General features: G+C 46.1%; 14 protein-coding genes. 3 read left to right on the top strand and 11 right to left on the bottom strand.

What is annotated here, in order from left to right; all coding sequences use genetic code 11:
* Positions 1–186: 186 nt before the first annotated feature.
* From IGI69_RS16035 to IGI69_RS15990, 10 genes are read right to left on the bottom strand one after another with little or no spacing between them, the layout of a single operon-like run.
* Positions 187–1,578: an oxaloacetate decarboxylase subunit alpha gene (locus IGI69_RS16035; protein ID WP_086338803.1), complete on the bottom strand. Its 1,392-nt coding sequence runs from the start codon at positions 1,576–1,578 to the stop codon at positions 187–189.
* On the bottom strand, positions 1,575–2,117 hold the full coding sequence (citX, locus tag IGI69_RS16030; protein ID WP_325844050.1) for a citrate lyase holo-[acyl-carrier protein] synthase: 543 nt from the start codon (positions 2,115–2,117) through the stop codon (positions 1,575–1,577). The genes IGI69_RS16035 and citX overlap by 4 nt, the downstream gene beginning before the upstream one ends.
* The gene (gene citF / locus IGI69_RS16025) at positions 2,110–3,642 is read right to left on the bottom strand and encodes a citrate lyase subunit alpha (protein WP_086338801.1); all 1,533 of its coding nucleotides are present in this window, start codon (positions 3,640–3,642) and stop codon (positions 2,110–2,112) included. The genes citX and citF overlap by 8 nt, the downstream gene beginning before the upstream one ends.
* Before the next feature lie 2 nt (positions 3,643–3,644).
* Positions 3,645–4,532, bottom strand: coding sequence for a citrate (pro-3S)-lyase subunit beta (citE, locus tag IGI69_RS16020; RefSeq protein ID WP_005230463.1), 888 nt, complete (start codon positions 4,530–4,532; stop codon positions 3,645–3,647).
* Complete coding sequence (gene citD / locus IGI69_RS16015) at positions 4,520–4,828, bottom strand: citrate lyase acyl carrier protein (RefSeq protein WP_005230465.1); 309 nt, start codon at positions 4,826–4,828, stop codon at positions 4,520–4,522. The genes citE and citD overlap by 13 nt, the downstream gene beginning before the upstream one ends.
* 12 nt (positions 4,829–4,840) lie before the next feature.
* The gene (citC, locus tag IGI69_RS16010; RefSeq protein WP_074934203.1) at positions 4,841–5,836 is read right to left on the bottom strand and encodes a [citrate (pro-3S)-lyase] ligase; all 996 of its coding nucleotides are present in this window, start codon (positions 5,834–5,836) and stop codon (positions 4,841–4,843) included.
* 12 nt (positions 5,837–5,848) lie between these two features.
* A complete protein-coding gene (locus IGI69_RS16005; protein WP_008381833.1) occupies positions 5,849–5,974 on the bottom strand; it encodes an OadG-related small transporter subunit in 126 nt (41 codons plus the stop codon).
* Positions 5,975–5,998: 24 nt separating this feature from the next.
* On the bottom strand, positions 5,999–7,114 hold the full coding sequence (locus tag IGI69_RS16000; RefSeq protein ID WP_438741420.1) for a sodium ion-translocating decarboxylase subunit beta: 1,116 nt from the start codon (positions 7,112–7,114) through the stop codon (positions 5,999–6,001).
* 23 nt (positions 7,115–7,137) lie between these two features.
* On the bottom strand, positions 7,138–7,551 hold the full coding sequence (locus IGI69_RS15995; protein WP_086338800.1) for an acetyl-CoA carboxylase biotin carboxyl carrier protein subunit: 414 nt from the start codon (positions 7,549–7,551) through the stop codon (positions 7,138–7,140).
* 9 nt (positions 7,552–7,560) lie between these two features.
* The gene (locus IGI69_RS15990; protein ID WP_254907866.1) at positions 7,561–7,908 is read right to left on the bottom strand and encodes a hypothetical protein; all 348 of its coding nucleotides are present in this window, start codon (positions 7,906–7,908) and stop codon (positions 7,561–7,563) included.
* A 430-nt stretch (positions 7,909–8,338) separates the two neighbouring features.
* On the opposite strand from IGI69_RS15990, the gene IGI69_RS15985 reads away from it, so the two are divergent.
* The 3 genes from IGI69_RS15985 to citG all read left to right on the top strand — a co-directional run bounded on the left by IGI69_RS15985 (position 8,339) and on the right by citG (position 11,353).
* Complete coding sequence (locus IGI69_RS15985; RefSeq protein WP_010748906.1) at positions 8,339–9,685, top strand: CitMHS family transporter; 1,347 nt, start codon at positions 8,339–8,341, stop codon at positions 9,683–9,685.
* A 116-nt stretch (positions 9,686–9,801) separates the two neighbouring features.
* The gene (locus IGI69_RS15980; protein WP_005230494.1) at positions 9,802–10,497 is read left to right on the top strand and encodes a GntR family transcriptional regulator; all 696 of its coding nucleotides are present in this window, start codon (positions 9,802–9,804) and stop codon (positions 10,495–10,497) included.
* Complete coding sequence (citG, locus tag IGI69_RS15975) at positions 10,490–11,353, top strand: triphosphoribosyl-dephospho-CoA synthase CitG (protein ID WP_254907865.1); 864 nt, start codon at positions 10,490–10,492, stop codon at positions 11,351–11,353. Before IGI69_RS15980 ends, citG begins: the two co-directional genes overlap by 8 nt.
* Here citG and IGI69_RS15970 read toward each other — a convergent pair.
* Positions 11,330–12,046: a response regulator transcription factor gene (locus IGI69_RS15970; protein ID WP_005230498.1), complete on the bottom strand. Its 717-nt coding sequence runs from the start codon at positions 12,044–12,046 to the stop codon at positions 11,330–11,332. The genes citG and IGI69_RS15970 overlap by 24 nt on opposite strands.
* Between the last annotated feature and the right edge of the window lie 18 nt (positions 12,047–12,064).

The raw sequence follows: 12,064 nt of genomic DNA, 5'->3' as shown, positions 1-12,064 counted from the left end.
TACGTGAGCGAGAAGCGATTAATGCAAGCTTATTGGTGGAGTGGCTGTGGCGTACGTATTTTTGCACTGCAGATTAGTAAAAACGAAGAAACAACCTATAGATGGTAATACCCCTCACAAATTTGCTAAAGCAAGCGAATTTGTGAGGGGCACTTTAAGTTGTTTTCTCTATTTCTGGCTTCATTGTTAATCCACCGCAATCCTCACAGACACTGTCTGTACGGGGACATCATAAAAGGGATCTTCTCGTCGGCCTAAAAAGTCTTGGGCTTGCTGAGGGAAGAGGGCGTACATCAGCACGTCTTCTTCGCTTTTGGCATACTCAGCGATTTCTTCCCGAAAGGCTGGCAGTTGTGGTGCCAGTAGATCAGCTGGTCTGACAGTGATCACTTCAGCATCTCCGATAATTGTTTCTTTGATTTCTTCGCTGATGGGTGCTGGCGATTGTCCATAAAATCCTTTGACGTAATCTTTGATCTCACTTGGGACAAGTTTGTAGCGTTCTCCTGAAATCACATTCATCAAGGCTTGAGTGCCGACCATTTGCGACAATGGGGTCACTAGCGGTGGATAGCCCAAGTCCGCTCTGACTTTTGGTACCTCTGCTAGAACTTCTTCATACTTGTCTTGCAATCCTTGTTCCGTCAATTGGCTGAGTAGGTTCGACAACATGCCGCCAGGTACTTGATAGATCAAGGTTTTGGGTTCGATGTCTTTGACTTTCGGGTTCAGTAGTCCTTCTTCGCGGAAACGATCACGAACGGGATTGAAGTGTTCCGCGATCTCAGCGACTTTCTGCAAATCAAGTCCCGTAGCAAAGCCGCAATCTTCTAAGGCGATTGCCACAGATTCGGTTGCTGGCTGACTGGTGCCGCCAGCAAAAGAGGAAATGGCGGTATCAATGATGTCTGCACCGGCTTCCGCAACTTTTAAGTAAGTCATCTCAGCAATGCCGCTGGTGGCATGGGTATGGACTTCCAGCGGCAGATCGACCGCGTCTTTGATTCGGCTGACCAACTCGTAGCCGGTTTGCGGCGTCAAAACGCCTGCCATATCTTTGATACAGATAGAATCTGCGCCGAGGTCTGCCATTTTGTTGGCAAGGTCAACGAAGTAATCCACGGTATGGATCTGGCTAGTAGTATAAGAGATTGCCGTTTGACAGTGTCCACCGGCTGCTTTTGTGGCGCGGATGGCGGTTTCTAAATTGCGGACATCATTTAAAGCATCAAACAAACGAAGAATGTCGATGCCGTTTTCGACCGATTTGGTCACAAAGTCGGTGACGACGTCATCGGCATAGTTTTTGTAGCCTAAGAGATTTTGTCCCCGTAAGAGCATTTGCAGTTTGGTCTTTTTCACTTCTTTGCGGATCGCCCGCAATCTTTCCCATGGGTCTTCATTTAAAAAACGCAGACAAGCATCGAAGGTCGCGCCGCCCCACATTTCCAGGGCATGATAGCCTGCTTGGTCCATGGTTTTTAGAATCGGCAGCATATCGCTGGTAGGCATTCGCGTGGCGATCAGACTTTGTTGGCCGTCCCGCAAGACGGTTTCGGTAAATTGGATTTTTTTCATTCTTTCACTCTTTCCTGAATGATTTTACGGATCTGCTGCTGCATGTCTGCTACGCTATGAGTTCTAGAACGGCCACAAACTTTGGCTTCTTGTTCACAGACGTAGCAGCTTCTTGCAGGCAGTCCAATTTCGGTGCGGCTGATAGGTAAAAGCTGGTCTTGGGTTTTGGTTAAGACATCAAGATCCACCAACCGGCCGTAAGGATGATTGGTCTCAATCTGAACCATCATTCGTTTTAGTTCATAAGGATCTGTGGGCAGTACGAGATAATATTCTGGTCCGGTCTCCAAACTGCGGTAGAGGTTTGCCAGTGGAATTAGTTCCTTGACGACCTCTTCGATTTCCGTAATGAGTTCTTCAAAAACTGCGGTCAATGAGGCAGAATTTTTCACGGGACCAGGAATATTCATGGTGGCAACAAGTAATGCCGCTTTTTCATCCGCAGCGAGAAGCTCCCGTTGAAGGGAGCTTCTATTTTCTCGCGCCTGCAGCATGTCGGTTAGCGTCACAGGGGTTCCTGAAAATAGGGCATCAGACATTTTTGACCACATCAATGATCGTGCCATCGCGGTATTCGATCAAAGCGACGGTTTTTTCCCCGTACTTGATTGGTTCGGGTTGACCGACAATGCTGTAGGCTTTTTCTTTTAATTCTTCAATGGTGTATTGGGGAATATCCAATGCTTCAAAATGGCTGATCAGGTCTTTGCGAGCAGGATTGATGGCGATCCCGATTTCCGTGACGACGACATCAATGCTGGCGCCTGGCGTGACGATCGTGTTGACGGTATCGACGATCGTTGGGATCCGTCCCCGCACGAGAGGAGCGATCACTAAGCTCATTTTGCACGCCATACTGGTATCTGAGTGGCCGCCAGAAGCACCGCGGATCACACCGTCAGAACCGGTGATGACATTGATGTTGAAATTCGTATCAACTTCCAGTGCGGAAAGAATGGCGGTATCTAATTGATTGATAAACGCCCCTTTGCTTAACGGTGAGGCATACATATTGGCATCGATCTCATAATGATTGGCGTTTTTTCCTAACGATTGTGCAGAAGGGTGATCGAAGTCTTGGACATCGATCAGTTTTTCTACTAATCCTTCTTCTAACAGTTCCACCATGGCATTGGTGATGCCGCCAAGGGCAAAGCTGGCTTTGATCTCATCTTGGATCATTGCTTCGCGTAAAAAACGAGAAACGGCTAATGCGGCACCGCCCGTTCCAGTTTGGAAGGAGAAGCCATGTTGGTAGTAAGGCGAGCTGGTGATGACCTTGGCTGCATACTCAGCAATCAGCAATTCTTTTGGATTTTTGGTAAAGCGGGTCGCACCTTTTGCGATCCCTGCAGGATCACCGATGGCGTCGACTTCCACAACATAATCGACATCCGTTTGGGGAATGCTGATTGGGGTATTTGGAAACGGCACCAGGGTGTCGGTGATGATCACGACTTGGTCGGCGTATTTTGCATCGACCATCGCATAGCCCAATGAGCCGCAGGTTGCTTTTCCGACGGTGCCATTAGCGTTGCCATACGCATCTGAGCTAGGCGCTCCTAAGAAAGCGACATCGATGTGGATATCGCCGGCGGCAATCGCACGAGCCCGACCGCCATGAGAACGGATAATGACTGGGGCATCCATAATGCCTTCGGAGATTGCGGCACCGACTTTGTCCCGCAGACCGCTGGAGGTGATATTGGTCACGACCCCAGATTTGATATGTCCGATCAATGGTTCATGGACATTCGCGATGGAACTAGGGGCAATCGCAAGATTCTTGATGCCCATTTTTGCGATCTCGTCCAAAACGAGATTCATGATAAAGTCCCCTTCGCGAAAATGATGGTGGAAGGAGATCGTCATGCCGTCCGTTAGCCCTGTTTTTTCAATGGCTTCACGTATGCTGCCTAAGACCTTGCTTTTGCCTGGCAGGACTGGCTCGATCTTGCGACTCGCTTCTTTGTAGGCATGGATATTGGCCGTTTCATTTTCAAAGACCCCGTATTGGTTGGCATAGCATTCAGGGATGTCTTTTCCTGCTTTGTTTAACACCATAATTACACTTCCTCCTCGGTAATCAATTTCGCTGCTTTGGCAAGGGCGATCACGCGTTCCGCTCGCTCAACGATTGGTTTATCGACCATTTTGCCATTCAAGGAGATCACACCAGAACCTTTGCTTTCGGCTTCGCGAATGGCCCAGATCACTTCTTTGGCCTGTTGGATCTCGGCTTTTGAAGGCGCATAGATCCCATTGACTAGGGGAATCTGCCGTGGATTGATCACTGATTTTCCGTCAAAACCAAGCTGCTTGATGCGAGTCGTTTCAGCGATAAAGCCATCGGTGTCATTGATATCAGAAAAGACGGTATCGATGGCGGCGATCCCTGCAGCTCTAGCTGCATGCAAGATCATACTGCGGGCAAACAACAATTCTTGCCCATCTGGGTAGCGACGAGTCTTCATATTGGTGACATAATCTTCTGCCCCTAAAGCGATCCCGATCAAACGATCGGAAGCTGTAGCGATGTCTCGGGCATTTAAAACGCCTTCGGCAGACTCGATGGCAGCCATCATTTTGGTGGTTCCTACAGGCAGATCGTTTTCTTCTTCTACTTGTGTGATCACAGCGGCAACGTCAATGATATCTTGGGCGGTTTCGGTTTTCGGTAGGCGAATGACGTTGACCCCCGCTAGGACCATCGCTTCGATATCAAGGGCACCCACCGTGTCGAGGCCGTTGATGCGTACGACGGTTTCGATGGCAGAATAGTCAAAGGTTTTTAAGGCAAAATGCACCAGTGTCCGAGCGGAGTCTTTTTCATTCAAGGAGACCGCATCTTCTAAATCAAACATAACGGAATCGGCGCCATACAATGGTGCATCCCGTAGCATGGCAGCATTGGCTCCTGGTACAAACATCATCGTTCTTCTTAAACGTTCCATGTGTCGATCTCCTTCCAAGCATACTGTTCTTGTTCGGCGGCCCGATGAACGGCGGTCAGAGTTCGGGCTTTGATGGTACAGTCCAAGGCGCCTTTATCGGTGGCGGTGATTTTGGCCTGTGTCACGCCTAGATGGTTCAGCGTCTCAAGGATGACGGCGCGAATTTGTTTGCCGAATTGTTTTTCGACACTGCTATCGAGGGTCAGCTCGATGGTTTGGGTTGTGGTAGGCTCGATCGCGATCAAGATATCACTGGATTCAACAGAGCCAGCAACCGCACTTTTTTTGATTTCCACTTATTATCACCTCTAAATATAGTTATGCTGCATTAAAAATGAGAACGTTGTTTCTGGTAAAAATTGCTGCAAAGAAAGTAAATCTTTTTCTGCAATCGCTTTCCGAACGTTTGTAGCCGAAACGGTTGATTGGTTGATCTTCAGACGGTCGATCACGATCAGTTCAAGCTCGGGAGAAAAAACGGCAGCCATGGCCTCGTTGTAGAGTTGGGTCACGGGCGAGTAAGGCTCTGAGCCTACAAAACGCGTAGTGATCGCCAACAGCGGGGCAATTTTTTCTTTGAAGAGGGTTGCATCAAAGGCGGCTTGTTTTTTGGCGATCGCCTCAGGTGCTTGCTCTTTCAAGAAATAACTGGGAAAGACCGCCGAAGAGACGAGATAGTTGTTGGTCGGCAGCACCGTTACATTTGGCAGATGAGCCACACCATCCGTCACCATCTGCAGCCGTTCGCTGGCAGAAAATTGCGAGCGGTCTTCTGATAAAACGAACACATAAACCTGTTCTTTTTGACTCGCAGCCGTTTCGACTAAGTACAAATGTCCTTTAGTAAAAGGATTAGCGTTCATGACGATCGCGCCGTTGTTTTGTCCAATTCGCTGCCGTTGCAGCTGTTGGGCATAGCTTTCAAAAGAAGGAACGCCTTGTTCCATGAACAAGATGTCTTGTGCTGCCAGCACTTCACGAAACCCGAGGGATTCAAAAAACAGGCGGTTTTTCGGTGCTGTATAGACGAAGGACTTGGTGAAGCCTTCGTCTTTGATATGATCGCTAAGGTGTGAAATCAATTGCGTCAACAGCTGTTCGGAGCGTCTTTTTTCACAGACCACCACATACTTGATGATATTGGCATAGCAAGAAGCAGTAGCAATCAAGGTTTGCTGGTCAAAAATGCCGACGGTATAGGCTACTTCTTCACCGACGGCTAAGCCAGCACGGGTGATCAATTTTTGCCATTGCAAAAAGACTTCTGGATCTTTTTGCAGCCAGATTCTTTTTAGGGTATACATACAATGCCTTCTTTATTTTTTTACTGGGAAGAGCTTCGACAAAAGCAAGGATGCGAAGTAGATGATCAGGATCACGACAAAGACGCCGCCCCAACCGAATAACAACAATTCAAATGAAGTCAGTAAATCTTGACTCATAGTTTTCCTCTCCTTTCTAGTGACCTAAGCAATCAGTGCCAGCAGTAAGCCACCGGCGATGACCGAAGCAATCTGTCCTGAAACGTTGGCACTGGCTGCATGCATCAAAATAAAGTTTTGCGGATCTTCATCTGTCGCCATTTTTTGGATGACCCGACTAGACATTGGAAACGCAGAGATACCAGCGGCACCGATCATTGGATTGATTTTTTCTTTACGGAACAAGTTCAGCACTTTCGCAAACAACACGCCGCCGACCGAGTCCATAATGAAGGCAACCAGCCCTAAACCAATAACCATCAATGTATCGACTTGTAAGAATTCTTCATATTGCATTTTCACAGAAATTGATAAACCTAGGAGGATACTAATGATATTCACTAGTTCGTTTTGAGCAGTGATGGACAAACGATCCAAGACACCACATTCCCGTAAGAGATTTCCAAACATCAAAAATCCAACCAGTGGCAATGAAACAGGTGCAATTAACCCTGCTACGATCGAGATCACGATCGGGAACAAAATTTTGGCCGTTTGCGAAACTTCGCCGGCACGATACGACATACGAATTTTTCGTTCATGCTTGGTCGTCACTGCTTTGATGGCAACCGGTTGAATGATCGGTACTAGCGCCATGTAAGAGTAAGCTGCTACCATGATCGCACCCATATATTTCGAGTTCAGCGTATTTGCGACAAAAATCGAAGTCGGACCGTCAGCAGCGCCGATGATCCCGATGGAAGCTGCGTCGTTTAAATCAAAACCAAGCAACACGGCAACGATGATCGTAAAGAAGATCCCGAATTGCGCAGCAGCGCCAAACAACAAAAGAAATGGATTTTGCAGCAAGGGACCAAAATCGATCATCGCGCCAATCCCGATAAACAAAAGCAAGGGGAACAATTCAGTTGAGATCCCCATATCAAACAATACTTGGAACGGGCCAGCTTCTCCGCCAGCACTTAACACACCTGAGTTCGGGAAGTTCACTAACAACGTGCCCAATCCCATGGGTACTAATAAGGTCGGTTCATATTCTTTCTTGATTCCCAAATACATCAATAGACCACCGATGAACATCATAACGATCCGTCCCGGCTCCGATCCTAACCCGACTACACCTTCAATTAACGTTTCCACTACGTCACTTCCTTTTCAATAAATTAGCCGATCGTAATCAGCAGTTCTCCTGGGTTGACCATGTCGCCCGCATTGACTGCAATGGCAACCACGGTTCCTGCTTTTGGTGCCACGATCTCATTTTCCATCTTCATGGCTTCTAAAATCATCAACGACTGGTTTTCTTGTACAGTATCACCTACATTGACCAAGAGACGTAAAATCGTTCCCGGCATCGGAGAATGAATCGGCTCGCCATCAGCAGGAAGCGTAGCTGGCGCTGGCTGTGGTGCTACTTCTGGTTCTGGTGTGCTGACTGCCTCTGGTTGAGCAGGTACCGCTGTGGGAGCCGGTGTTGGCACTGCTGGAGCAGGAGCGGTAGGTTGCGGCGCACCGATTTCTTCCATTTCGACAAGGTATTCTTGCCCATCGATCGCTATTTTAAATTTACGTAACATGTTTTTCCCTCACTTGTTTTCATTTTTTTTGGCTATTTTTTTGATTGTGAACTGAGAATCAGGCAGCTCTCCTGCGGCAATACTGGCAGCAATCAGGGCGACTCGCTTAAATTCAGGATTGCGTTTCTCAATTCTTCGAATGATAAACTGACTTTCAGGGTAACATTCAGCCCCTAGTGCGGCGGCTATCAGACTGACTAATGGATAATCTTCTGCAGGCGCTGGCTGATAGCTCAACACTTCTTGCCAATCAGACGCGGGTGGATCCGTTATCATTTCCTCGGGCTTCAAAGGGGAGCTGACAGGCGCATCAGGTTCATCATGCGTTTTTTTGAACAATCTTTTAATAAGATTCATGGGTTTCTCCTTTCTCAATGATTCGTTCCCTTTCATTATAGAAATTCCCGTTCAATCAGCGAGATTTATTTCGGCTAAAAATTGTTTTTTCAGTGTTCCTTTTTTGAAAAAAGAGCGAAAAACCTTGGTAAACGTTGATTTATCAAAGTTTTTCTTGCGTTAATATTCTATTAAGAACTTTTTAAACGAAAAATAAGATTTGAAAAGAGAAATTGTTTTTTTGCTGTTCTTTTTTTAAACGGGTCTTTTTTTCTATTTCTTGATTGTTTATTCTTAGACGTGTAAAGCATTCAATAACATTATTTCCTTTAAGAAAAGAAAAATATTCACAAACTAGTGACGCTTGTCGCTAACAAATTACGGGCCTGTAATTTTTTAAAATGTTTTTTGATAACGCTTACACATTTCGATGCATGAAAGGAAGAAGAAAATGTTCTTAACGATTTTATCCTATGCTATGATTATTGTCTTCATGTTCGTCATCATGAAGAAAAAAATGTCACCCTTTACATCCTTAGTAATTATCCCATTACTATTTACCCTCGTTGCGATGGTTGCTGGTGTTTCAGAAAAAGGCAATATCGGTGATTTTGTCCTTGAGGGAATCTCCACCACAGCCAACACAGGGATCATGTTGCTGTTTGCGATTTTGTACTTTTCCATTATGTTGGATGCGGGATTGTTTGATCCAATCACGAAAAAAATGATTTATTTTGCTAAAGGCGATCCGATGAAAGTCTTGATGGCAACGGCAGTCGTTGCCGCTGCAGTCTCTTTGAACGGTGATGGAACGACCACGACCTTGATCTGTTGTTCTGCGTTTATTCCCATTTATAAGAAGTTGAATATGAAAATGATGAACCTTGGTGTCTTGATCATTTTGCAAAACACCATCATGAACTTGTTGCCATGGGGCGGACCGACTGCTCGGGCAATGGCCGTGCTGGAAGTCGATGCGGATATTCTTTCTTATCTGCTGCCAGGAATGATTTTGTCTCTGCTCTATGTGGTTTTCTTTGTAGCTCGCAGAATGGGGATCCAAGAACGGAAACGTTTAGGAGTTACCGAGCTGACGAATGATGAGATTTTAGAAATGACAACTGTGACTGATCCTGATACATTAGCGATCCGCCGTCCGAAAAACTTTGTCTTCAACGGTATCTTAACGATCGTCTTGATTGGCTGGTTAGTAGCAAGTTCCTTTATCTCTAGTATCGCTTTACCACCAATCTTGTTATTCCTAGTAGGTACGTGTATCGCATTGATGGTCAACTACCCAATCTTGAAAGACCAGTCGTCACGGATCGGTGCCAACGGCGGCGACGCTGTGCAAGTCGTAATTTTAGTTTTTGCAGCAGGCGTCTTCATGGGCTTGTTCCAAGGCTCAGGGATGGCAACGGCTTTGGCGAATAGCTTCACGCAAATCATCCCTAAACAATTGGCTGGTTTCTGGGGCTTAGTCATCGCCCTGATTTCTGCACCTGGGACCTTCTTTATTTCCAATGACGGGTTTTACTTTGGGGTCCTGCCAGTCTTAGCAGAAGCAGGTCGTTCGTATGGCTTCACCAATATGCAGATGGCCTTAGCCTCTTTAATGGGCCAAGCGTTCCACTTGCTAAGTCCATTGGTTGCCTTTATCTACTTGCTGTTGCGCTTGACGGGCTTAGATATGGGACAATGGCAAAAAGAAGCTGCGAAATACGCACTGGGGATTTTCGTGATCTTCGTCGTTACGATCGTGCTATTAGGTCACATGCCGTTTTATATTCCACAGTAATTTCATACAGAAACTATCGAGCAGGCTGCCATTTTGCTCGGTAGTTTTCCTTGTTTATCGATAAGCTTATTTTTTCCCAAAAATCTCATTTGTTTTTAGTATGATAGGAGTAAATCATGAATCCAATTATTGATGCAGTAAATAAAAATCTGGATCTGACCAAAAATAAACCATTAAAAGATCTGATCTATGAAGCATTCAAAAAAACCATCATTTTAGGAGATATTCCCGCAGGCTCTCGCATCAATGAGAAAGAATTTTCCGATACGCTAAATATCAGCCGAACCCCGATTCGTTACGCCATGACTCAGCTCGTGGCTGAAAAACTGGTGGAGCATGTGCCAAAAATCGGCATCGTCGTAAAAGGGATCAGTATCAAAGATGCTTATGAGATTTACGATATCCGCAAATCATTGGATACGTTAGCGACCATCAAAGCGATGGACTTGATGACTGAGGAAGATTTCCAGGAGATGCGCTGCTTGTTAGAACATGGCGAACAGCTGAATCGTGAGGATGATGTGGATGGGGTCTTGAAAAACTTTTCGGACTTCAATGCGTTTATTTACGAAAAAAGTCAAATGCTGCGGTTAAAAAGTATCGTGCTAGATCTGCAAGCGTACCTCGTGTATTTTCGTGACATTGCGATTCGCTCTTCTAGAAGAAGGGATGCGGCATTGGCGGAACATTGGCTGATTTATCGCGGCATGAGAACCAATGACACGGAACAGATCACGTTGTTGACTCATGAACATTTGGATCACTCCCTGCAATTTATTCTTGCTGAAATGGAGCGAAGAAAAATTGACTGATTCCCGTCTTTTTACCGCCAGCAGCTATGCAGTCAATGCGCTGCATTATGAGGTAGCGTTAGCACCCAAGCCTGGTTTAGTAGATCCTTGCTCCTCTGGTGCGCATCAGGACATGAATGTGTTTACCTTTATCAACAGTATCACTTGTTTGGCGCCTTTTTTTCAGCGCTATAGCCAAGCGGGCTTTGCCCATACAGGCTCGCTGATCCAGCTGTTTGACCAGTTACGAGGGATCGGTCAAGAAGCAGAAGAAGCGATGCTTCGGGCAACCAAAGGCATCAATACCCACAAAGGGGCAAATTTTTCCTTTGCAGTTTTGTTGGGGGCGACAGGAGTCTATTATCAACAAAATGGCAAGGCGGAGCTGACGGCTGAAGATACCAATCAGATCCTGCAGCTTGCCGCTGATATCTGCCAGCATTTGGTCAAGCAAGACCTGCAGCAAATCACCCACAAAGACCAATTGTCTTATGGAGAAAAAAATTATTTGACCTACGGCACGATGGGGATTCGTGGAGAAGCTGCAGCTGGGTATCCAACGGTCAAAAAACTGCTGGAGTACTTGCGGCAGCAACCGCAAAAAACCTCCGTTTCCTTGTTGCGCGGGTTAGTCTATCTAATGAGTGAAACCGAAGACAGCAACCTCGTCCATCGAGGAGGTTACGATGCGATGAAGACCGTGCAGCAGGAGATGCAAAAAATTCACCAAGCCAATCTGTCAGATACAGACTTGCTTCGTGAATTAACGATCTATGATCAAGTATTGATCGCGCGCCATTTGAGTCCCGGCGGATCGGCGGATCTTTTAGCATTGGCGCTTTATTTCTTGCAGCTAGAAGGCGTCTCCTTCTGGTAAAAAGGTATAGCCGATCCCCCAAACGGTTTTTAAAAAGCGGGCGTGCTTCGGCTCATCTTCAATTTTGTTTCGCAGATGATTGATAAAAACCATCACGGTATTGGCATCGAATTGGCCATCTTGCCAGACATTGCTGTAAATCTGTTCTTTCGAGAACACTTGATCTGGATTTTCCATGAAAAAGCGCATTAGCATGATTTCTTTTGAAGACAACTTGATGGGCTGATCATTTTTGAAAAACTGATAGCGTTTTTGGTCAAAACGAAACATGCCGCTGCACAGATCGCCTTCCGGTTTGGCGATCCCTTTTTCTCGCAGCACGTTGCGGCGATCAAGAATCGAAACGATTTGTGCTTTTAAGAGTGCCGGTGAAAAAGGCTTCGTAATGTAGTGATCGGCGCCAATCTCATAGCCGTTGATCATGTCTTTTTCGTCACTTTTTCCGCTCAAAAAAACGATCGGCACCGTGGGGTTTTCTTCCCGAATCAGTTGTGCCAAATGATAGCCGTCATTTTCATGCTCTAAACTGATATCCAGTAAAAAAAGATCAAAGCTGACACGAGAGTTGATCGCAATCGTTTTTTCAACGGAATCGGTCTGGTAGATCAAAATACCCGTCGACTGTAAAGATTTCCAAATCAGCCGCCGAATGGCAGGGTCATCATCAACGATTAAAATTTTTTCATCTCGCAAAATATCCGCCTCCTGTAT

This window comes from Enterococcus sp. DIV1083b (assembly GCF_051713705.1).
In the GTDB taxonomy this organism is placed as follows: Bacteria; Bacillota; Bacilli; order Lactobacillales; family Enterococcaceae; genus Enterococcus_D; species Enterococcus_D casseliflavus.
This window is presented reverse-complemented; position numbering and strand designations above follow the sequence as displayed.